Annotated in this window: 20 protein-coding genes; 7 read left to right on the forward strand and 13 right to left on the reverse strand. The window is 60.8% G+C overall.

Features of this window, described 5'->3' with window-relative positions; all coding sequences use genetic code 11:
• Positions 1-108: 108 nt before the first annotated feature.
• The 5 genes from ACVDHI_RS15755 to mioC form a co-directional block, all read right to left on the reverse strand.
• The gene (locus ACVDHI_RS15755; protein ID WP_010672268.1) at positions 109-1,017 is read right to left on the reverse strand and encodes a ParB/RepB/Spo0J family partition protein; all 909 of its coding nucleotides are present in this window, start codon (positions 1,015-1,017) and stop codon (positions 109-111) included.
• Positions 1,014-1,817, reverse strand: coding sequence for a ParA family protein (locus tag ACVDHI_RS15760; RefSeq protein WP_029313362.1), 804 nt, complete (start codon positions 1,815-1,817; stop codon positions 1,014-1,016). Before ACVDHI_RS15760 ends, ACVDHI_RS15755 begins: the two co-directional genes overlap by 4 nt.
• A 27-nt stretch (positions 1,818-1,844) precedes the next feature.
• Positions 1,845-2,471 carry a 16S rRNA (guanine(527)-N(7))-methyltransferase RsmG gene (rsmG, locus tag ACVDHI_RS15765; protein WP_010672270.1) on the reverse strand — a complete coding sequence of 209 codons (627 nt, stop codon included), beginning with the start codon at positions 2,469-2,471 and terminating at the stop codon, positions 1,845-1,847.
• A gap of 20 nt (positions 2,472-2,491) precedes the next feature.
• On the reverse strand, positions 2,492-4,381 hold the full coding sequence (gene mnmG, locus ACVDHI_RS15770) for a tRNA uridine-5-carboxymethylaminomethyl(34) synthesis enzyme MnmG (RefSeq protein WP_010672271.1): 1,890 nt from the start codon (positions 4,379-4,381) through the stop codon (positions 2,492-2,494).
• Between the two features lie 508 nt (positions 4,382-4,889).
• On the reverse strand, positions 4,890-5,339 hold the full coding sequence (gene mioC / locus ACVDHI_RS15775; protein ID WP_447212260.1) for an FMN-binding protein MioC: 450 nt from the start codon (positions 5,337-5,339) through the stop codon (positions 4,890-4,892).
• A gap of 371 nt (positions 5,340-5,710) precedes the next feature.
• Here mioC and ACVDHI_RS15780 point away from each other — a divergent pair, with 371 nt between their 5' ends.
• From ACVDHI_RS15780 to fhuB, 5 genes are read left to right on the forward strand one after another with little or no spacing between them, the layout of a single operon-like run.
• Positions 5,711-7,819: a TonB-dependent siderophore receptor gene (locus tag ACVDHI_RS15780; protein WP_151027525.1), complete on the forward strand. Its 2,109-nt coding sequence runs from the start codon at positions 5,711-5,713 to the stop codon at positions 7,817-7,819.
• A gap of 60 nt (positions 7,820-7,879) precedes the next feature.
• Positions 7,880-9,526 carry a multidrug ABC transporter permease/ATP-binding protein gene (locus ACVDHI_RS15785; protein ID WP_103261030.1) on the forward strand — a complete coding sequence of 549 codons (1,647 nt, stop codon included), beginning with the start codon at positions 7,880-7,882 and terminating at the stop codon, positions 9,524-9,526.
• A 46-nt stretch (positions 9,527-9,572) separates the two neighbouring features.
• The gene (locus tag ACVDHI_RS15790) at positions 9,573-10,337 is read left to right on the forward strand and encodes an ATP-binding cassette domain-containing protein (protein ID WP_447212261.1); all 765 of its coding nucleotides are present in this window, start codon (positions 9,573-9,575) and stop codon (positions 10,335-10,337) included.
• Between the two features lie 31 nt (positions 10,338-10,368).
• Entirely contained in the window at positions 10,369-11,262 is an 894-nt protein-coding gene (locus ACVDHI_RS15795) for an ABC transporter substrate-binding protein (protein WP_447212277.1), read from the forward strand.
• Positions 11,259-13,241, forward strand: a complete 1,983-nt coding sequence (fhuB, locus tag ACVDHI_RS15800) for a Fe(3+)-hydroxamate ABC transporter permease FhuB (protein ID WP_447212262.1) — start codon at positions 11,259-11,261, stop codon at positions 13,239-13,241. Before ACVDHI_RS15795 ends, fhuB begins: the two co-directional genes overlap by 4 nt.
• Before the next feature lie 70 nt (positions 13,242-13,311).
• Here the strand turns inward: fhuB and mnmE are convergent, their stop codons facing one another.
• From mnmE to ACVDHI_RS15840, 8 genes are all read right to left on the reverse strand, one after another.
• Complete coding sequence (mnmE, locus tag ACVDHI_RS15805; protein ID WP_010672278.1) at positions 13,312-14,673, reverse strand: tRNA uridine-5-carboxymethylaminomethyl(34) synthesis GTPase MnmE; 1,362 nt, start codon at positions 14,671-14,673, stop codon at positions 13,312-13,314.
• A gap of 109 nt (positions 14,674-14,782) precedes the next feature.
• On the reverse strand, positions 14,783-16,429 hold the full coding sequence (yidC, locus tag ACVDHI_RS15810; RefSeq protein WP_010672279.1) for a membrane protein insertase YidC: 1,647 nt from the start codon (positions 16,427-16,429) through the stop codon (positions 14,783-14,785).
• Positions 16,430-16,434: 5 nt separating this feature from the next.
• Positions 16,435-16,683 carry a membrane protein insertion efficiency factor YidD gene (yidD, locus tag ACVDHI_RS15815; protein WP_010672280.1) on the reverse strand — a complete coding sequence of 83 codons (249 nt, stop codon included), beginning with the start codon at positions 16,681-16,683 and terminating at the stop codon, positions 16,435-16,437.
• A complete protein-coding gene (gene rnpA, locus ACVDHI_RS15820; protein ID WP_010672281.1) occupies positions 16,650-17,009 on the reverse strand; it encodes a ribonuclease P protein component in 360 nt (119 codons plus the stop codon). The genes yidD and rnpA overlap by 34 nt, the downstream gene beginning before the upstream one ends.
• The gene (gene rpmH / locus ACVDHI_RS15825; RefSeq protein WP_005307156.1) at positions 17,009-17,143 is read right to left on the reverse strand and encodes a 50S ribosomal protein L34; all 135 of its coding nucleotides are present in this window, start codon (positions 17,141-17,143) and stop codon (positions 17,009-17,011) included. The genes rnpA and rpmH overlap by 1 nt, the downstream gene beginning before the upstream one ends.
• A 269-nt stretch (positions 17,144-17,412) precedes the next feature.
• On the reverse strand, positions 17,413-18,147 hold the full coding sequence (locus tag ACVDHI_RS15830) for an amino acid ABC transporter ATP-binding protein (protein WP_010672282.1): 735 nt from the start codon (positions 18,145-18,147) through the stop codon (positions 17,413-17,415).
• A gap of 12 nt (positions 18,148-18,159) precedes the next feature.
• A complete protein-coding gene (locus ACVDHI_RS15835) occupies positions 18,160-18,828 on the reverse strand; it encodes an amino acid ABC transporter permease (RefSeq protein ID WP_010672283.1) in 669 nt (222 codons plus the stop codon).
• Positions 18,829-19,587, reverse strand: a complete 759-nt coding sequence (locus ACVDHI_RS15840) for an amino acid ABC transporter substrate-binding protein (RefSeq protein WP_039040644.1) — start codon at positions 19,585-19,587, stop codon at positions 18,829-18,831.
• Between the two features lie 310 nt (positions 19,588-19,897).
• On the opposite strand from ACVDHI_RS15840, the gene dnaA reads away from it, so the two are divergent.
• Together dnaA and dnaN are read left to right on the forward strand one after the other, a co-directional pair.
• Positions 19,898-21,268, forward strand: coding sequence for a chromosomal replication initiator protein DnaA (dnaA, locus tag ACVDHI_RS15845; protein WP_039040645.1), 1,371 nt, complete (start codon positions 19,898-19,900; stop codon positions 21,266-21,268).
• A gap of 83 nt (positions 21,269-21,351) precedes the next feature.
• On the forward strand, positions 21,352-22,455 hold the full coding sequence (gene dnaN / locus ACVDHI_RS15850; RefSeq protein ID WP_039040646.1) for a DNA polymerase III subunit beta: 1,104 nt from the start codon (positions 21,352-21,354) through the stop codon (positions 22,453-22,455).
• Position 22,456: the final 1 nt, after the last annotated feature.

The following is a 22,456-nucleotide window of genomic DNA, read 5'->3' on the forward strand; positions in this document are numbered from 1 at the left end:
TATTGCAACATGGCAAAAATCCTTAATTTTTGCGGCTTTCCGCGCGAAATTAAGGTTATGTTCATATCGAAAGTAATGGATGTTTTATTACTACAAAAAGCGTAAAAATCACGATTCTGACAGGCCAAAATAGCCCAATACCCGGTCCAAATCTGCCAAGTTATCGTAACTTATTACTAACTTGCCGCTATCTTTCTTGCCCGGCTGAAGTTGCACCTGATTGCCAATTTTTTCAGAAATCTGGCGCTCGAGATAACCAAACTGCGGATCGCGGACGGGTTCAACCCTGGTTTTTGCCGGTTCCAGTGCTTTTTGCACCAGCTTCTCGGTATCTCGCACTGTCAGCCCCTTCTGGGCCACCAGTTTGGCCAGCTCTGACTGGGCCTGGCCGCTCAGGGCCAGCAGGGCACGGGCATGCCCCATGTCGAGGTCGCCGTGTTCCACGAAGCGCTTCACGTCCTCGTTGAGCTGGTTGAGACGCAACAGGTTGGTGACCGTGGTGCGGGACTTGCCCACCGCCTCGGCAACCTGCTGGTGGGTCAGTTCGAACTCCGTCAGCAGGCGCTGGAGGGCGACGGCCTCCTCGATGGCGTTGAGATCTTCACGCTGGATGTTCTCTATGAGTGCGATGGCGACGGCCGCCTCGTCGGCGACATCCTTGACCAGGCAGGGCACCACTTCGAGACGGGCCAGCTGGGAGGCGCGCCAGCGGCGTTCACCAGCAATGATTTCGAAACGGTTTTCACCGATGGAGCGAACCACGATGGGCTGGATCACCCCTTGTGCACGGATGGAGTTGGCCAGCTCCTCCAGCGCATCCTGGGACATGTCCTTGCGCGGCTGGTATTTGCCGGACTGCAGCCACTCCACCGGCAGCTTGCGCAATTCCCCCTGATTGGTCGGGGCCATGGCCTGTTCGGTGCGCTGGTCGCTCATCACCTGTTTCTGGCGGGCGGCCGTGCTGGTGCTGAGCAGGGCGTCCAGCCCCTTGCCCAGCCCACGTTTCTTCGGCGTCATATGCTCTCTCGATCTGCGGTGAGCGGCTGGGACTCCTGTTCCTGGCGGCGCAGGATCTCGCCAGCCAGGGCCAGATAGGCCTTGGCCCCCACCGATGATTTGTCATAGTGCATGGCTGGCGCGCCAAAGCTCGGCGCCTCCGCCAGTCTTACGTTGCGGGGAATGATGGTGCGATAGACCTTGTCCCCGAAATGCTGTTTCAGCTGATCGGACACATCATTGGCCAGCCGGTTGCGATGATCGAACATGGTGCGCAGCACCCCTTCGATCTTGAGCTCCGGATTGACCACGGCTGCCAGCTTGCTGATGGTGTCCACCAGGGCGGTCAGCCCTTCCAGCGCATAGTATTCGCACTGCATGGGCACCAGCACGGAGTCGGCGGCGGCCATGGCGTTCACCGTCAGCATGTTGAGAGAAGGCGGGCAGTCGATGAAGACGTAGTCGTACTTGTCCCTGACCGAGGCCAGGGCGTTGCGCAGGCGGATCTCGCGGGCAAAAAACTCCATCAGGCGGATTTCTGCCGCGGTCACGTCGGCATTGGCGGCAATCAGGTGATAGCCTCCCGAGGTTTCGGGGATGATCACCTCGCCGATGGGGGCATCTTCGATCAGCAGTTCATAGGCGGTGCGCTCGACATCGTACTTGTCGACGCCACTGCCCATGGTGGCATTGCCCTGCGGATCCAGATCGATCACCAGCACCTTGCGCCGGGTAGCGGCCATGGAGGCGGCCAGATTCACACAGGTGGTGGTTTTACCCACTCCACCCTTCTGGTTGGCTATGGCAATGACTTTTCCCACACTGTCCCCTAAATGAATGCGGCGGCCCTATTCGGGCTGGATGGCTTTAAACTCCAGCAGATGGCGTTCGCCTTCCAGTTCCGGCACCACCAGCTTGTGGGTGGCAACCAGACGAATGCTGTCAGGCAACTGTGCCAGCTCCTGCTCGGGGTATTGTCCCTTGAGCGCCAGGAAGCTGCCCTCGGGTGACGGCAGATGATGACACCAGCTCAGCATGTCCTCCAGGGAGGCGAAAGCCCGGCTCAGTACACCATCAAATCCGGTCTCGGGTTGATACTCCTCCACCCGGGATTTGACGGGGGTCACATTGGTCAACCCCAGCTCCAGGATCACCTGGCGGATGAAGTTGATCCGCTTGCCCAGGCTGTCGAGCAGCACGAACTGTTTGTCCGGATTGATGATGGCCAGCGGCAGTCCGGGCAGACCCGGACCCGTTCCCACATCGATGAAGCGTTCACCGTGCAGGTGAGGACTCACCACCAGGCTGTCGAGGATATGCTTGACCAGCATGGCGTCCGGATCTCGCACCGAGGTGAGATTGTAAGCCTTGTTCCACTTGTGCAGCAACTCGACCAACTGCACCAACTGGGTCTTCTGGGTTTCGGTGATAACAATTCCGGCCTGCATGAGCAGGCCGTTCAATCTTTGCAGCATGTTGTCCAACGGGGAATTCCTCAGGCGGTTTTACGTAGCAGGCCGTGTTTCTTCAGGTGCACCAGCAAGATGGAGATGGCGGCAGGGGTGATGCCGGAGATGCGGGACGCCTGACCAATGGTCTCTGGCTTGGCATCGTTGAGCTTGGCGATCACCTCGTTGGAAAGACCGTTCACGTCGCGGTAGTTCATATCCAGCGGCAGCAGGGTGTTTTCGTTGCGCAGCTGTTTCTCCACCTCGTCGTGCTGACGCTCGATGTAACCGGCGTACTTGATCTGGATCTCCACCTGATCCGCGGCAGCCGCATCGGTCAATGCAGGCCCCACCCCCTCGATGGCCATCAGGGCATCGTAGGTCACCTCGGGGCGACGCAGCAGCTCTTCCAGGCTCTGCTCCCGGGTCAGGGGAGTGTTGACCAGGGCGTTGACGGCCTCCAGAGACGGATGCTGCGGGTGGATCCAGGTCGAGCGCATGCGCTGACGTTCCTGCTCCACCTGTTCCACCTTGGCATTGAACAGGCTCCAGCGATGATCGTCCACCAGACCCAGCTCGCGGCCGATGGCGGTCAGGCGCAGATCCGCGTTGTCTTCCCGCAGCAGCAGGCGATATTCGGCACGACTGGTGAACATGCGATAGGGCTCGCGGGTTCCCAGGGTGGAGAGATCGTCCATCATCACGCCCATGTAGGCCTGATCCCGGCGTGGGTGCCAGGCTTCCTTGCCCTGGGCGCGCAAGCCCGCGTTCAGACCGGCCATCAGGCCCTGGGCAGCGGCCTCTTCATAGCCGGTGGTGCCGTTGATCTGGCCGGCGAAGAAGAGGTTCTCGATGCACTTGCTCTCCATGTTGGCCTTGAGATCCCGCGGATCGAAGAAATCGTACTCGATGGCGTAGCCAGGGCGGGTGATATGGGCATTCTCGAAGCCACGGATCGACCGGACGATCTGCACCTGCACGTCGAACGGCAGGCTGGTGGAGATCCCGTTCGGGTAGAGCTCGTGGGTGGTCAGGCCTTCCGGTTCCACAAAGATCTGGTGCGCCGTCTTGTCGGCAAAGCGGGTGATCTTGTCTTCGATCGACGGGCAGTAGCGCGGGCCTATCCCCTCGATCACCCCGGCGTACATGGGGCTGCGATCCAGGTTGTTGCGGATCACCTCGTGGGTCTGCTCATTGGTATGGGTCACGTAGCAAGGCATCTGGCGCGGATGTTGGCTGGCGTTGCCAATGAAGGAGAAGACCGGGCGAGGATCGTCACCATGTTGCTGCTGCATCACGGAAAAATCGACGGTGCGTGCATCGATGCGTGGTGGCGTGCCCGTTTTGAGGCGATCGATGCGCAGCGGCATTTCACGCAGGCGCTGGGCGAGGGCAATTGAGGGAGGATCCCCGGCGCGGCCCCCTTTGTAGTTCTCCATGCCGATGTGGATCAGACCATTGAGGAAGGTGCCAACGGTCAGTACGACCGTCTTGCCGCTGATGCGGATCCCGCTCTGGGTAACGACCCCGGCGACGCGATCCCCGTCCATGACCAGATCGTCGCAGGCCTGCTGGAAGATCTTCAGGTTCGGGTAGTTCTCCAGGGTCTGACGCACCACAGCCTTGTACAGCAGGCGATCCGCCTGGGCACGAGTAGCCCGCACCGCAGGGCCCTTGGAAGAGTTGAGCGTGCGGAACTGGATCCCGCCGAGATCGATGGCCTGCGCCATGATCCCGCCAAGGGCGTCGACTTCCTTGACCAGGTGTCCCTTGCCGATCCCGCCGATCGCCGGATTGCAGGACATATGCCCCAGCGTATCTATGTTGTGGGTGAGCAACAGGGTATTGAGACCCATGCGGGCTGCCGCTGTTGCTGCTTCGGTTCCTGCATGACCGCCACCGACGACGATCACATCAAATTGTTCATGGTATTGCATTGGGGATCACCTTGATCTGCACGCCTGAAGATCTTTGTTTGCCTGGTCTGAAGGGCGGATCATTCTATCTGTTTAGCATCCGGAGGGGAACGTCTACTTCAGGATCAGTATGGATCAGGGAGCGGTTAAATAGATCTTAAGGATCTTTAGATCGATCTTTTATTGGATCTTTTATTAGGATCCGCGACTTCTGTTGATAAGGCATTTTTGATCATAAAGATCATTCGGTTAAGGTCGATCGCTGCTTGTGGAAAAGCTTGGATCCAGAGGGGGCGAACGGGGGGATAACATGGATTTTTATACACAAATACATGGTCGGCAAGATCTAATACATGAATAACTATAGGTTTTGCAGAGCTTAGCACCTAAGTTATGCACAATTATCCGAGCTCATGTGGGGAGCTCTCGGGAAAAACTTATCCGGATCCACCTGTTAATAACCTGGTGGATAGGGATCTGGGGATAACCAGGGAGATCGGAGGTCGTGACCGGATCTCCCTGGCCCTGATCAGCCGATCAAGGTCATCCAGTTGTGGATCCAGGTTTCTGCGGCATCTTCGGGGATCTCGTGCTGGGTCACGTCTATTTCCAGGAGATCCCCCAGTCGGCTGGCACCGCACCCGGCCAGCAGCCGATCCAGCGTCTTGCCGCCCTGGCAGAAGGTGTCATAGCTGCGATCCCCCAGGGCGATCACTCCGTACTTGAAGGCGGCGAGATCCGGCTGCTGTTCGGCAAGATCCCGGGCAAAGGGCTGCAGATTGTCGGGTACATCCCCCGCACCATGGGTGGAAGTGACCACCAGCACGATGGCTCCTGGCTCGGTCAGGATCCTGGCCAGGCTGGCGGGGTTGTGGATCTCCGCCTGGTGGCCCGCCTGTTCAAGCAGGCCGACCACATGATCTGCGACATATTCGGAGGCCCCCAGCATGGAGCCGACGACGAGGTTGAGTTTGGCCATGGAATGGATCCTGATGTCATCGAAAAAGTGAAGAGGGGGGATCTTACCGCCAAAGCATGTGGATAAATATGGATAAAGCTTGGGGATAAGGATCCTGCCCACTTTTTTGCAGCCAAAACCGGTCTCGTGGCCGTCATGCTGCCTTCTTTCCGCCTGTTGTGACCTCATCGCACCTTTCGTTGTCAAACGACACTTCAAAACATCAATTAACAATGCAGATGCAAATGATTAGCAATTATTGAATCGATTCGATCACGGCACCTGTAGTAGCATGGCGCTGCTTTATTCGCCTGAGGCGCCGGGCTGACCGGTCCAATTGGGCACCCATAATAAGAAATCAAACATAACTTATTGATATTTGAGACACTTATATGATTGCGCAAAAAAATACCCCGAATGCCGTGATGCGAAAGAGAGGCGCACAGCTGCTGCCGCTCTCCTGTCTGCTGGCGTCCCTGCCCGTGTTGGCGGCGGAACAGGCGGATAAAGAGTTGCCCAAGGCGGGCGAAACCATGGTCGTGACCGGGACCGCCATGAAGGTCGAGGTCCCCATGGCAGAGACCCCCCGTGCCGTTTCCGTGGTCAATCGCGAAGAGCTGGACCAGCACGCCGTACTCAAGCTCGACGAGTCCCTACGCTATCGCTCCGGCGTCCTGTCCCAGTCCTATGGTTCGGACACGGATGCTGACTGGTTCAAGGTGCGCGGCTTCGATGCGGCTTCTTACCTGGATGGCAACCGCCTGTTCAGCACCGGTTACTATGTCTGGACCCCGGAACCCTTCGGCCTTGAGAGCGTGGAAGTGCTCAAAGGCCCGGCCTCCATTCTGTATGGCGAAGCCCCTCCCGGAGGCGTCATCAACGCCATCAGCAAGCGTCCGACCGCGACCCCGCAGGGACTGGTGAACCTGCAACTGGGCAACCGGGATCTGCGCCAGGTCGGGGTGGATGTCTCCGACACCCTTACCGACAACAGCCGTTATCGTCTGGTGGCCCTCTACAACGAGCGGGACGGCGTGCTGGATGGCACCTACAACGAGCGCGCCTATCTGGCGCCGAGCGTGACCCTGGATATTTCGGATCGCACCACGCTGACGCTGCTTTCCAGCTTCAAGCACGATGAAGGGGTGCCGACCAACGGCTTCTTCCCGGTTTACGGCACCCTGAATACCTCCGGCGGCCAGATCGATCCCTCCACCAACCTGAGCCAGCCGGATTACGATCGCAATCGCAATACCCAGATCTCCGCCGGGTACGAGCTGGCCCACCAGCTCAACCAGACCTGGGAGTTCAAGCAGAACGTTCGCTTCAACTACAACGATCTGCTGCTGCGCCAGACCTACATCTTCCCGACCTATGAAGGCACCACCGCCTACCGCGGCCTGGTCTACCGGGATGGGGATACCAAGAGCGCCACCATGGACAATCAGATGGTGGGCTACTGGAACACCGACAGCACGGAGCAGACCCTGCTGCTGGGGGTGGATCTGCAGCGCCATGTGAATGAAGGCCAGGAAGCCGACAACTATGGCATGGGCGCCATCAACACCATGAACCCGGATTACAGCGGTTTCCCCGGTTTTGATGAATCCACCGCGACCCACCAGAAGAGCACCAAGGGCCAGAGCGGCCTCTATGCCCAGCACCAGATCCGCTGGGATGATCGCTGGCTGCTGACCGCGGGCGGTCGTTTCGATTACGTGGAAACCCACAACATCAGCGAAGCCAAGAGCAAGAACGAGAAACAGTACGACGACAACCTCTCTCTCTCCGGCAGCCTGATGTACCTGGCCGACAACGGTCTCTCCCCTTACTTCGCCTATGCGGAATCCTTCGAAGTGCTGCCGGGGATAGACCCCAACACCGGCAACTCCTACAAGCCGCTGGAAGGCAAGCTCTACGAGACCGGCGTCAAGTACGCACCCAGCTTCCTCGATGGCTACATCAACCTGGCGCTGTTCGATCTGGAGCAGACCAACTCCCTGGTCTCTACCGGCTCCGGCCAGCAGACCCAGGCCGGTGAAGTGACCTCCCAGGGGGTCGAGCTGGAGGGGAGTGTGCAGGCCACCGAGGCCTTGCGCCTGACCGCTGCCTATACCTATACCGATGCCAAGACCAACGACACCGGCAACGGCGATCGTCGTGCGAGCCTGATCCCGCGCCACCAGGCCTCCTTCTGGGGCAACTACAAGGTGCAGCAGGGCCCGATATCCGGTCTTGAGCTGGGTTCCGGCGTGCGCTACGTGGGTTCCAGCGTCGGCATCGGCGCGGTGAATGCGGACTACACCCCCATCTATGGTTCCGCCCAGGTACCTGCACACACCGTATGGGATGCGATGATCGGGTATGACTTTGCCAAGAACTGGCGTGCCCAGATCAACGTCAACAACCTGCTGAACGACACCTATGTGGCGAGCTGCGACTACTACTGCTACTACGGCGAGCCGCGCAGCATAGTCGGCACCGTCAACTACCGCTGGTAAGCGACAGGCCGGGCGGGGGCGAAGGCTCCCGCCCTCCTTCCATTCATCTACAGGCCTGTCATGGAACTCTTGTCACTGGTTTATCGCCAATACCGTTGGCCCTTCATCGCCATTACCCTGCTCAGCCTGCTGAGTGCTGTCAGCGGGATAGGCGTCATTGCCTTCATCAATCAATCACTTATCGAATCAGTCGGGGATCCGCTGCCGATCCTGGGTCAGCTTGTCGGCCTTGTCTTGCTGCTGCTGGTGATCACGCTCGGATCCCAACTGGCCCTGACCACCCTGGGTCACCATTTCGTCTACCGGTTGCGTGGCCGCCTGCTCAAGCAACTGCTGGATACCGACGTCGCCCGTCTGCGTCAAATAGGGCAGGGGCCGCTCCTGGCCTCCCTTTCCAGCGACATCGGTCAGATCACCATCGCCTTCGTGCGCCTGCCGGAGCTGGTACAGGGCCTGGTGCTCACCCTGGGCTCCATCATCTACCTTGGCCTGCTCTCTCCCGCCTTGCTCGGTGTTACCGCCCTCTGGGTCACCGTGACCATGGTGGTGGGCTGGCTGCTGGTGAACCGGGTCTATCGCCACCTGGCGCATATGCGCCAGGCCGAAGACAGGCTCTACCAGAACTACCAGTCCATCATCGCCGGGAGCAAGGAGCTGGCGCTCAACCGCGAGCGTGCCCACTTCGTCTACCACCAGCTCTATGAGCAGAATGCCCGGGACTACCGGGAGCAGATCATCCGCGCCGATACCTACCACCTGAGCGCGGTGAACTGGTCGAACATCATGATGCTGGGTGCCATCGGCCTGGTCTTCTTCCTGGCCAACGGGCTGGGCTGGGCCAACACCAATGTGGCCGCCACCTTCGCCCTAACCCTGCTGTTCCTGCGCACTCCCTTGCTGCAAGGTATCGGAGCCCTGCCGACCCTGATCGCCGCCCAGGTGGCGTTCGACAAGATAGCTGCCCTCAATCTGGCGGAGCCGGACGAGGCGTTCCCGTTGCCGCCTGCGCCTCGCCCCTGGCAGCGCATCGAGCTGGAGCAGGTGAGCTTTCACTACCAGGGGGAGGGCGGTTTCTCCGTGGGCCCCATCAATCTGGTGATCGAGCGGGGGGAGCAGATATTCCTCATCGGTGGCAACGGCTCCGGCAAGTCGACCCTGGCCATGCTGCTGACCGGGCTCTATCAACCGGTCTCTGGCCGGATCCTGCTGGATGGGGAGCCGGTCACCGATCGCAACGGCTATCTGGGGCTCTTCTCCGCCATCTTCACCGACTACCACCTGTTCCAGCATTTGCTGGGGCCCGAGCCGAAAGAGGCGCTGGTCGCCGAGTGGCTTGAGCGGTTGCAGATGGGCAGCAAGCTTGCCATCGAGGATGGCTTCATCGCCGATATCGACCTCTCCCAGGGCCAGCGCAAGCGGGTCGCCCTGCTGCTGGCCCTGGCAGAGCAGCGGGAGGTGATGCTGTTCGACGAGTGGGCCGCGGATCAGGATCCCCAGTTCCGCCGCATCTTCTATCAGGTGCTGTTGCCGCGTCTCAAGGAGATGGGCAAGACGGTGATCGCCATCAGCCACGACGATCACTACTTCTCACTGGCCGATCGCCTGCTGGAGATGCGCCAGGGCCGCCTCACCGAACTGACCGGCGAGCAGCGCGAGCAGGTGAGCCGGGATGCGGTCGCCCATCTGGATGGCAAGGTGCCGGCCTGATGCTGGCACCGATGAGACTGGCAGCAAGCCAGCACAGGAATTGCTTATGTTCGAGATGAAATCCGCCAGCTTCGCGGTCAATGACCGCACGCTGCTGCACCCCACCAGCCTTCGCTTCGAGCAAGGTCGGGTCTATGGCCTCATCGGCCACAACGGGTCGGGCAAATCGACCCTGATCAAGCTGCTGGCGCGCCAGCAACCCCACAGCGGCGGGGAGATCCTGTTCGATGACCAGCCGTTGTCTGCCTGGGGCAACCGGGAGTTTGCCCGTCAGGTGGCCTATCTGCCCCAGCACCTGCCGAGTGCCGAAAACCTGCTCGGCCGCGAACTGGTGGAGATGGGGCGCTACCCCTGGCGCGGCCTGCTGGGCCGGATGGGAGCGGAAGATCACCGTCAGGTGGAGCGGGCCATCGCCCTGACCCACACCGAACGCTTTGCCGATCGGCTGGTGGATACCCTCTCCGGCGGTGAGCGGGGACGAGTCTGGCTCGCCATGCTGCTGGCTCAGGAGAGCCGTTTCATCCTGTTGGACGAGCCACTGGCCGCCCTGGACGTGGCCCATCAGGTGGAGGTGCTCACGCTCGTCAAGCAGCTCAGCCGCCAGCTCAACCTCGGGGTCATCATCGTCATTCACGACATCAACATGGCCTCCCGCTTCTCCGATCGGCTGGTGGCGCTGCACTCCGGCCGTCTGCTGACCCACGGCGAGCCCGAACAGATCATGACAGGGGAGACCCTGAACGCTATCTATGGCATCCCCATGGAGGTCATTCGCCATCCGGCCCATGACCACGCCATCGCCATCGTCTGACCGGGGGCCGCTCTTGAACCGTTTATTGAAGATGGCGCCCTGTCTGCTCAGTCTGCTGCTGCCCCTGGCAGGGGAGGCCGGGCAACTTGTCACCGCCACCAGCGCCACGCCCCGCATCGCCACAGTGGACTGGACCATAGCCGAGACCCTACTGGCTCTGGGGGTCACCCCGATGGCGGTGGGGGATGTGCCCCCCTATCGCGCCTGGGTCGGTGAACCCCAGCTTCCTGCCGAGGTGATCGATATCGGGCTGCGTGCCCAACCCAACCGGGAACTGCTGGCGGAGCTCAAACCGGATCTTATTCTGATCTCGCCGCTGGCGGCCCCCCTGGCGCCGACCCTCTCCCGCATCGCGCCGGTGCACTCCATCGCCCTGTATGAACCGGGTACCGATCTGTGGCAGCGACTGCGGGAAGCGACCCTGACCATAGCCGCCCTGGTCAACAAAGAGACTGAGGCCGAACGCCAGCTCGCCGCGCTGGAGCTGGATTTGGCACAGATGCAGGCGGCGCAGCCCGCCGATCTGCCCCCCTTGCTGGTGGTGCAATTCATCGATGAGCGCCATGTGCGGGTGTTTGGCCATGGCAGCCTGTTCGAGGCAGTGATGCAGCGCCTCGGCCTTCGCAACGCCTGGCAGGGAGAGACCAATGCCTGGGGATTCTCGGTCGCGAGCCTGGAGCAGTTTCTCGGGATGCCGGAGGCCAGGCTGGTGGTGGTGGACCCCGTGCCCGTAGGAGTTGGTGAAAAACTTCAGGAGCCTGGATTGTGGCAGCATCTCCCGCTGGTACAGAACAATCCGGTGATCCATCTGCCTGCGACATGGAGTTTTGGTGGCATATTGGCGGCCCGCCGCTTCGCCACCCTGCTGGACGGTGCCCTGCGGGAGCAGGCTGTCCACAGTGCAACCGGGGGATCAAATCAATGAGCTCTTCTCTTTCTTCGCCCCTGCTGCGCCCGGGTCTCTGCCTGTTGGTGCTGACACTGGGGCTGGCTTGCGCCGAGCTGGCACGTCAACTGCCGGGGGCGCTCTGGTGGCAGGCCCTGTTCTCCCCCGAGCTGGACGATGCCCGCCAGGCGGTGGTTCATTTCAGCTGGCTGCCGCGCCTAGCCATCTGCCTGCTGGCCGGTGCCGCCCTCGGGCTCGCCGGTACCCTGATGCAGCAGGTGCTGCGCAATCCCCTGGCCTCGCCCACCACCCTGGGGGTGGCCTCCGGCGCCCAGCTGGCGCTGATGATGGTGACCCTGCTCGCCCCCTCCTGGCTGCTGATCGGGCGGGAGTGGATCGCCATGGCCGGGGGAAGCCTGGCCATGGGGCTGGTCTTCGCCCTGGCCTGGCGCCGCCAGCTCAATCCCGTGGTCATCGTCTTTGCTGGGCTGGTGATCAACCTCTATCTGGCCGCCATCAGCATGGGATTGCTGCTGTTCTTCCAGGAGGAGCTCAAAGGGTTGCTGGTGTGGGGGAGCGGATCTCTGGCCCAGAACAGCTGGAGCGGCGTCGGCTATCTGCTGCCACGGTTGCTGCTGGCCGCGATGCTGGCGGTGGTGCTGGTGCGCCCGCTGGCAGTGCTGGAGCTGGACGATGCCAGCGCACGCAGCCTGGGGGTCTCCCTCAAGCATCTGCGCCTGGCTGGTCTGGGTCTCGCCGTGTTCGTCACCGCCTGCGTGGTGAGCGTGGTGGGGCTGATCGGTTTTATCGGGCTGGCGGCGCCCGCCATGGTGCGGCTGCTGGGGGTCAGAAAACTGGCCCAGCGGCTGCTGTGGGCACCCATCCTCGGCGCCCTGTTGCTGGCGGCCACCGATCTGCTGCTGCAGACCCTGAGCCGGTTCTGGCCTGTGCTGATCCCGACCGGCGCCATGACGGCCCTGTTGGGGGCGCCGCTGCTGCTCTGGCTGATCCCGCGTCTTGGCATCAAGCAGAGTGCGCCTAAGGCGAACTCCTCCCTGTTGTTGGCCCGCCATCCGGCGCCGACTCGCCTTGTCGGTCTGATGGTGTTGGGGCTGGCTGCGGTGGTGATCGCCTCCCTGTTGTTTGGGCAGGGGATGGGCGGATGGGGCTGGCCGAGCTGGCTGCGGTGGCAGGCCCAGCTGGAGTGGCGCTTGCCGCGCACGCTGGCAGCGGGTGCCGCAGGCGTGTTGCTGGCGCTGGCAGGCACCCTGTTACAGCGAGTCAGCAACAACCCCATGGCGAGCCCCGAACTGCTGGGGGTGAGCGGTGGCACCTTCATGGGGGTGATTGCAGCGGCCCTGTTGCTGCCCGCCTTGCCGCTGCCCATGATGCTGCTGGGGGGGCTGGTGGGCGCCTTCGCCTGCCTGTTGCTGCTGGTGCTGATCAACCGGCGCAACGGCTTCCAGCCGGAGCGGATACTGCTGTCTGGCATCGCCATCACGGCGCTGTTCGAGCCGTTGCAGGCCATCGCCCTGGCCAACGGCGACCTGCGGGTGCAGCAACTGCTCTCCTGGATGTCCGGCTCCACCTATTACGTCACCCAGCCGGTGGCCCTTGCCCTGGTGGTGCTGGCGCTGCTGATGCTGGCTGCCTGCCTGCTGGTGAGCCGCTGGCTCGATATCATGCCCATGGGGCCGGCGGTAGCGACGGCTCTGGGGATCCATCTCGGCCGTGCCCAGCTCACCATCCTGCTGCTGGTGGCCGTGCTCACCGCCAGTGCCACCATGGTGATAGGCCCGCTCTCCTTTGCCGGTCTGCTGGCGCCGCACCTGGCCAGATTGATGGGGCTGGTGAGGGCGCGCTGGCACCTGCTCGGCGCCGCAGGCTGTGGTGCTTTGCTGATGGTGTCGGCGGACTGGATCGGCCAGCAAATCCTCTTTCCCCAGGAGGTGCCCGTCGGTCTGGTCTCCACCCTGTTAGGGGGTGCTTACTTCATGTGGTGCCTGCGCCGCCTCTAGGTTGGTGGATGAAAAGCGCACAAAAAAAGCCCGGGATGAACCCGGGCTTTTCATTGCCTGCTCAGCGGGCTTACTTGCCGATGCAGAAGCTGGAGAAGATGCGGCCCAGCAGATCGTCGGAGCTGAACTCGCCGGTGATCTCGGACAGGGACTCCTGGGCCAGGCGCAGCTCCTCGGCCACCAGTTCGCCAGCCACATAGACCTCAAGCTGCTCCCTGGCTACCAGCAGCCGTTCGGCGGCACGCTCCAGTGCGTCCAGGTGGCGGCGGCGGGCCATGAAGCCCCCCTCGGTATTGCCCTGGAAGCCCATGCAGGCCTTGAGGTGCTCGCGCAGTGCGGGCAGCCCCAGCTCGGTCTTGGCGGAGATGCGATAGACGGCGTGGCCCTGCTCCTGGCTCGGTGCCAGATCCTCGCCGGTCAGGTCCGCCTTGTTGCGCACCACGGTGAGGCCGATGTTTTTTGGCAACCGATCAACGAATTCCGGCCAGATGTCGTGGGGATCGACGGCATCCGTGGTGGTGCCGTCCACCATGAACAGCACCCGGTCGGCCTGTTCGATCTCGGCCCAGGCACGCTCGATGCCGATCTGTTCCACCTTGTCCTGGGTATCGCGCAGGCCCGCGGTGTCGATGATGTGCAGCGGCATGCCATCCAGATGGATGTGCTCGCGCAGCACGTCGCGGGTGGTACCGGCGATCTCGGTGACGATGGCGGACTCGCGGCCTGCGAGGGCGTTGAGCAGGCTCGATTTGCCGGCGTTGGGGCGACCGGCGATCACCACCTTCATCCCCTCTCGCAGCAGGGCACCCTGCTTGGCCTCGCCGCGCACGTCGTCCAGCTCGGACATGATGGCGTAGAGGTCACCCGCCACCTTGCCGTCGGAGAGAAAGTCGATCTCTTCATCCGGGAAGTCGATGGCCGCTTCCACATAGATGCGCAGCCGGGTGAGGCTCTCCACCAACTGCTGAACCTTGCCGGAGAACTGCCCCTGCAGGGAGTGCATGGCGCTGCGGGCGGCCTGCTCGCTGGAGGCTTCGATGAGATCGGCGATGGCCTCGGCCTGGGCCAGATCCAGCTTGTCGTTGAGGAAGGCGCGCTCGCTGAACTCGCCCGGGCGGGCGGGGCGGATGCCGTCGATCTGCAGGATGCGGCGGATCAGCATGTCGAGAATGACGGGGCCACCATGGCCCTGCAGCTCCAGCACGTCTTCGCCGGTGAAGCTGTTGGGGGCCTTGAACAGCAGGGCGATGCCCTGATCCAGCGCCTGGCCCTGCTCGTCCCTGAACGGCAGATATTCGGCATAACGCACCCTGGGGAGCTTGCCGAGCACTATCTCGGCGACCCGCTCGGCGGCAGGGCCGGAGACGCGGACTATGCCGACGCCGCCACGGCCGGGGGCGGTGGCCTGGGCCACGATGGTATCTGTTGTCATCTTGCTTGACTCGCTGGTTGGCTGAATGAGTAAGAGGGTGGGGGACATTGTAATAAAAAAGGCGGCCCGAAGGCCGCCTCTTTTGTCATCAGGAAAGATGGGCTGCGCATCAGTTGCGTGAGTGCAGGCCTTTCTTCTCCAGCTGACGATAGATGATGGTCTGCTGGATGATGGAGATGACGTTGCTCACCAGCCAGTACAGAGTCAGACCTGCCGGGAACCAGAGGAACATGAAGGTGAAGATGATCGGCATGAACTGCATCACCTTCTGCTGCATCGGGTCCGTGATGGTGGTCGGGCTCATCTTCTGCAGATACCACATGGAGGCACCCATGAGGATTGGCAGCACGAAGAAGGGGTCCTTCACCGACAGGTCGGTGATCCACAGGGCGAACGGCGCGTGGCGCAGCTCGACAGACTCCATCAGTGCCCAGTAGAGGGCGATGAAGATGGGCATCTGTACCAGGATGGGCAGGCAGCCGCCCAGCGGGTTGACCTTCTCCTTCTTGTACAGCTCCATCATGCCTTGGGACATCTTCTGACGATCGTCACCGAAGCGTTCCTTGAGCGCAGCCAGCTTGGGCTGGAGCATGCGCATCTTGGCCATGGAGGTGTACTGGGCCTTGGTCAGCGGGAACATGATGCCGCGCACCAGCAGGGTCAGCATGATGATGGCCAGACCCCAGTTCTGGACGAAACCGTGGAACACGGTCAGCAGCCAGTGCAGCGGTTGGGCGATGAACCAGAGCCAGCCATAGTCGACGGTCAGATCCAGGTGGTTTGCCACCTTGGCCATCTGATCCTGCAGCTTGGGACCGATCCACAGCTTGCCGCTCACTTCGGCCTGCTGGCCAGCAGCGACGTCAACCAGCGGCGCCTTGTAGCCGATGATGGCCTGGTCCTTGCCCGGGATCACGCGGCTGTAGAAGCTGTTGGTGTCGTTGGCATTCGGGGCCCAGGCAGAGACGAAGTAGTGCTGCAGCATGGCGACCCAACCACCCTGGGTGGTCTTGTTCAGGTCGGCATCCTTCATCTCGTCGAAGGTGTACTTCTTGTAGCGGGAGTCTTCGCTGGAGAAGGCACCACCACGGTAGGCACTGGCCACCATGGCATGACCTTCCTGATCCTTCGGCGTGGTCATGGTCTGCTTCAGCTGACCGTAGAACTGTACCTGGACCGGCTCGGCAGACTTGTTGTCGATCTTGTAGTCGACGCCCACGGCGTAATCACCGCGCTTGAGCACGAACTCCTTGGTGAAGACCACACCCTTGCTGTCGGTCCAGGTCATCGGAACGACGACTTGATCCTGACCGTCAGCCAGCTGATAGCTGGTCTGGGCGGCTTCATAGGTGGGACGACCCTGGGCCTGGCTGTCCGGACCATTGCGACCGACCAGACCGCTCTGGGCCACATAGAGGTGGGCAGGCTGGCTGGTCAGCAGGGTGAACGGCTGTTCCTTGCCTTCTTCCAGCTTGTGGGCCAGCAGCTCGGCAGAGACGATGTCACCGCCCTGGGTGTCCAGGGTCAATTTGAGCACGTCGGAGGAGACGGTGATCAGCTTGCGCGCGGCGTTACCATTTGCTTGCTCGGAAACCTGAGGAATATCACCGGTCTGACCGGCTTCAGGTACGAAATGTTCGGTTTGGGCCACGGTAGTCGGGGCCGGCTTCGGAGCCTTGTCGGACTCCCACTGTTGCCAGAGCAAGAAGCTCACGAACAGCAAACCGATCAGGAGTAAATTGCGTTGTGATTCCATAGTCTTCAGTTTCTTCGCTTTGGTTGCGGAACCGGGTCATAACCACCCTCGGATAAGGGATGGCATTTTAATAGACGTTTGCTGGCTAACCAAACGCCTTTTATGAAACCGTGAAGTCGGATTGCTTCTATCGCAAATTGGGAACAAGTCGGGGTGAAACGGCAGCGCGGCCCGAGCAGGGGACTAATGATTAGCTGATACAGGCGTATCAGTTTGATTGCTACCCATTGCAACGGCGTGACAGAGTGCGCCATAGCTTTTCCAGTAACTTGAACAGCGCTTCGTTGTCCATCTCCTTCACGCCACCCTTGGCGATCACGACGATGTCGATAGCGGGCAGATTGGCTTGATTGAGGCGAAAACTTTCCCGAACCACTCGTTTTACACGGTTGCGCCAGACGGCACGCTTGAGCGCCTTTTTGGGCACGGCGAGGCCAAGACGGGGGTGTTCGAGGGAGTTGGGGCAAGCAAGAAGCGTAATTTGCGGAGAAGCGGCCCGGACAGGCTCGGCGAAAACGCGTTTGAAGTGTTCGGGAGTTAACAGACGTAACTCCCGAGAGAAGGTGTGCTGGGTAGGCATTAGACTACCAGGCGGGCACGACCCTTGGCACGACGAGCGGCCAGAACTTTGCGGCCGTTGGCAGTAGCCATGCGAGCGCGGAAACCGTGAGAGCGCTTGCGCTTCAGGTTGGACGGTTGAAAAGTACGTTTCATGATTCGATTCCGTATTTCTGTACAGTTTTGATTGTCACACTTAGCCGACGCGCCAGCTATAGCGTGTGACGACTAGCAAAAGAGGCCGAATTCTAAACAGAGTTCAGCTTCTCGTCAATCCGCCGTTCCTTTCCATCTCGCCCCGTTCGTCGACCGAGCGGGATAATCTGGCAGGATCCGGAGGATCAAGGGCCCCGAATTATACTGGCAACCCGGGGTTAAACAAGGATCCCTCAAGAAAAAAGGCGGCCAGGCCGCCAAAGAGAGAGCTATTTAAGTACTTTGCGCAGGAACTCCCGGGTACGGGGATCCTGCGGATCGACCAATATCTGATCCGGCGGGCCCTGCTCCACGATCCGCCCTCCTTCCATGAAGATAACCCGATCGGCGACATCACGGGCAAACTCGATCTCGTGGGTCACCACCACCATGGTCTGGTGCTGGCGGGCGAGCTGCTTCATCAGGCCCAGCACCTCGTCGACCCACTCGGGATCGAGGGCGGAGGTGGGCTCGTCAAACAGGATCACCTTGGAGTGGGCCGCCATGGCCCGGCCGATGCCGACGCGCTGTTGCTGGCCGCCGGAGAGGGAGGCCGGGTAGGCATCCTGTTTCTCGGCGAGGCCGATGTCCTTGAGGATGCCCAGGGCAGTGGCACGAGCCTCCGCCTTCGGCTGCTTCCAGACGGTGATCAGCCCCTCGGCGATGTTGTCCAGCGCCGTCTTGTTGGCGAACAGAGCGTAGTTCTGGAACACGAAAGAGGCGCGTTTGCGCAGTTCGATGGCCTGCTGGTCACTGGCCTTGGCCAGATCCACGGCAAGGTCATCGATGACGAGCCGCCCTGCATCCGGGGTTTCCAGCAGGTTGAGGCAGCGCAGCAGAGTCGACTTGCCGGTACCGGAGGGGCCGATGATGACGACAATCTCCCCCTTCTTTACCTCAAGATCGATGCCGTTGAGCACCTGATTTCCGTCATAGGCCTTGGAGAGACCCGTTAGGTTGATCATGACAGGCCTCCTTTAATAAGCACGGTTCAGCCGCACTTCCAGCAGATGCTGCAAGCGGGTGAAGAAGATGACCACCACCCAGTAGATCAGCGCCACCGCCATGAAGCTCTCGAAGAACTTGAAGGAGGAGGCCGCTTCCATCTGGGCCTTGCCCATGATCTCCGCCACTCCCAGGGTAAACGCCAGAGAGGTGCTCTTGATCATGTCGATGAAGTAGTTCATCAGCGATGGTGTCGCGATGCGGGCCGCCTGGGGCAGGATGATCCGCTGCATCGCCTGCAGCCGGCTCATGCCGATGCTGAGGGCGGCTTCCATCTGGCTCTTGTGGATGCCGAGAATGGCTGCCCGGATCGACTCGGCCATGTAGGCGGCGAAGTGCAGGGTCAGGCCGATGATGGCGGCGGTAAAGGCATCCATCCCCACGAAGATGGGGAAGAGCTGCGGCAGCCCGTAATAGAGCAGGAACAGCTGGACGAGCAGCGGTGTACCCCGGAAGAACGAGATATACAGCATCGCCAGCCAGTGAAGTGCGGGAACGCGAAACACCCGTACTATCGCCAGGATCAGCGACAGTACGAGTGCCAATACGAATCCCCACAGGGCCATTTCCATCGTGGTGCCCAGGTATTTGAGCAGGATGGGAAACAGCCCTAGCGTGTACTCGAGGTCAAATTCCATCATTTATTTGCTGGTGATGTCCGCTGCGAACCATTTTTCGGAGATTTTGGTCAGGGTGCCGTCTTTGCGCATGGCGGTGAGGGCATCGTCAACCTTCTTCAGCACGGCCTGCTTTTCCGGGGTCTTCAGGAAGGGCAGGGCGTTCTCGATGGTTTCGAACGGTGCACCGGCCTGTTGCAGCGGCAGCTTGGATTCCTTGATCAGCTGGGCGGTGGAGACGCGGTCCATCACGAAGGCGTCGATGCGGCCCAGGGCGACATCCTGCTCGAAGGCGGAGTCATAGGTACGGATATCGATCTTCTTGTTGGGGTCGTTCTTGCGCAGCAGCTCTTCGAAGTTGGAGCCCAGGTTGACGGCGACCTTCTTGCCTTCCAGGTCCTTGATGCCGTGGATGGTGTTGTTGCCCTTGCGGACCACGATCTGGGCACCGTCATAGACATAGGGCTGGGAGAAGGCGTACTTGGCCTTGCGCTCGTCGGTGATGGTGATCTGGTTGGAGATGGTGTCAACGCGGCCGGTTTCCAGCATGCCGAACAGGCCGGAGAAGCTGGCGGTCACGAACTCGACCTTGTAGCCGGTGCGCTCACCGATCTGGTTCCACATGTCCACCTCGAAGCCCTGCAGCTTGTCCTGCTTGACGAAGGTGAACGGGAAATATTTGCCGGACATGCCGACCTTGATGGTTTCCTGGGCGATGGCCTGGCCGGACAGGCTGGCCAGCAGAATGGCGGCGCCGGAAATCAGTTTGATGGTGGATTTCATGGGGATTCCTCTCTCTGTAGTGCAGTATTTTTAGTTGTAATCACGGGTTGGCGCTGATGTTATTGGAATAAAATATAAAAAATAAATGATATTTGGTTATATAAAATAACTATGGTTGCAGCGCGCCATTCTGTCCACATTGCCGATATCCGGCTGTGGGTAACTTTGGGGATGAAATGGGATCCTGGGGCGTTGGATCCTTGAAAGTCAAGGATCTTATTTGCTGGATCCGTGCGGCAGCAACTGGAGATCCGGCCACTAAAAACGTAGAATAGCCGGTCTTTACTTAATCAATTGACGGGAGTCTAGAGTGACTGCTTCGCTATGGCAGCAGTGCCTTAACCGGCTGCAAGATGAGTTGCCCTCGGCAGAATTCAGCATGTGGATCCGGCCGCTTCAAGCGGAGTTGAGTGACAATACTCTGACCCTGTATGCACCGAACCGCTTCGTTCTGGACTGGGTACGCGACAAGTACCTGCTCCGGGTCAACGGCATCATCAACGAGCTGTGCGGAGCCGACGCTCCCACCCTGCGTTTTGATATCGGCAATCGCCCTCATCCCGTCGCGGTCGCCAGGGCGCCGGCCCGTGGTGTCGATCCTGTGAATAACTCTCCCAAGAGCTGGGAAAACAAGGCCGAAAACAAGCCCGAGCCAAACCACAAGAGCAACACCAACGTGAACTATACCTTCGAGAATTTCGTCGAGGGTAAGTCCAACCAGCTGGCCCGTGCGGCCGCCCGTCAGGTGGCCGACAATCCGGGTGGTGCCTACAACCCGCTGTTCCTCTATGGCGGCACTGGCCTTGGCAAGACCCACCTGCTGCACGCCGTTGGCAATGCCATCAAGGATCGCAAGAAAGACGCCAAAGTCATCTACATGCACTCCGAACGGTTCGTGCAGGACATGGTGAAGGCGCTGCAGAATAACGCCATTGAAGAGTTCAAGCGTTATTACCGTAGCGTCGATGCCCTGCTCATCGATGACATCCAGTTCTTCGCCAACAAGGAGCGCTCCCAGGAGGAGTTCTTCCACACCTTCAACGCCCTGCTTGAAGGCAACCAGCAGATCATCCTGACCTCGGACCGTTATCCGAAAGAGATCAACGGGGTGGAAGATCGTCTCAAGTCCCGCTTCGGCTGGGGCCTGACGGTGGCGATCGAACCGCCCGAGCTGGAGACCCGGGTGGCGATCCTGATGCGCAAGGCGGACGAGAACCAGATCCACCTGCCGGACGAAGTGGCCTTCTTCATCGCCAAACGACTTCGCTCCAACGTCCGTGAACTGGAAGGTGCCCTCAACCGGGTGATCGCCAATGCCAACTTCACCGGCCGCGCCATCAACATCGACTTCGTGCGCGAGGCGCTGCGCGATCTCCTGGCCTTGCAGGAGAAGCTGGTCACCATCGACAACATCCAGAAGACGGTGGCGGAGTATTACAAGATCAAGCTGGCGGATCTGCTCTCCAAGCGTCGCTCCCGTTCCGTTGCCCGCCCGCGCCAGCTGGCGATGGCGCTGGCCAAGGAGCTGACCAACCACAGCTTGCCTGAGATAGGGGATGCCTTTGGTGGCCGTGACCACACCACGGTTCTTCATGCCTGCCGCAAGATCGAGCAGCTGAAGGAAGAGAGTCACGACATCAAGGAAGATTATTCCAACCTGATCCGTACCCTTTCTTCCTGATAACGGAACGGAGTGCACAGATGCAGATTGCATGTTCCAGCCTGATCCGAATCCTTTCCTCCCAATAACAACGGAGAGCACAGATGCAGCTCGAAATTAGCCGTGAGGCCCTGTTACGTCCCCTGCAACTGGTGTCCGGTGCCCTGGGTGGCCGGCCGACCCTGCCCATCCTCGGCAACGTCCTGCTCGATGTCAGCAATGGCCTGCTGTCGCTGACCGGGACCGATCTCGAGGTGGAGATGATCGGACAGGTCTATCTCAACAGCGACAGCCAGGATGGCCGCACCACAGTGCCGGCGCGCAAGCTGCTGGACATCTGTCGCGGTCTGCCGGAGGGGGCGGAGATCCGCCTCAGCACCGAGGGAGAGCGCCTCATCATCCGTTCCGGCCGCTCCCGCTTCAACCTGTCGACCCTGCCGGCGACCGAATACCCGAACATCGAGGATTGGGAATCCGTGCTCGAGTTCGACATCAGCCAGCTGGAGCTGAAAAAACTCATCGACGCGACCCAGTTCTCCATGGCGAGCCAGGACGTGCGCTACTACCTGAACGGCATGCTGTTCGAGAGCGAAGGTCACGGCCTGCGTACCGTGGCGACGGACGGTCACCGGCTGGCCACCTGCCGCCGCGAGGTGGTGGGGGAATCGCTGCCCGATCATCAGGTCATCCTGCCGCGCAAAGGGGTGCTGGAGCTGGTGCGCCTGCTGGAAGCGGAAGACAAGCCGGTACGGCTGCAAGTGGGCCGCAGCAACCTGCGTGCCGCTCTGGATGGCTTCATCTTCACCTCCAAGCTGGTGGATGGCCGTTTCCCGGACTGGCGCCGCGTCATCCCCCGGGGGAGTGACAAGGCCCTGATCGCCGGTCGCGAGGATCTGCGCCAGGCCTTTGCCCGTGCCGCCATCCTCTCCAACGAGAAATTCCGTGGGGTGCGTCTCAATCTGCAGGAAAACCTGCTGCGCATCACCGCCAACAACCCGGAACAGGAAGAAGCCGAAGAGCTGCTTGACGTACAATACGCCGCTGGCGAGATGGAGATCGGCTTCAACGTCTCCTATGTGCTGGACGTGTTGAATACGTTAAAATGTGACCAAATCCGGATCAGCCTGAGCGATTCCATCAGCAGCGCCATTATTGAGGATTTTGAGAACCAAGATGCCCAGTACGTGGTGATGCCGATGCGGATCTAGT

The sequence above is a fragment of the Aeromonas sp. 25-248 genome (assembly GCF_053005425.1).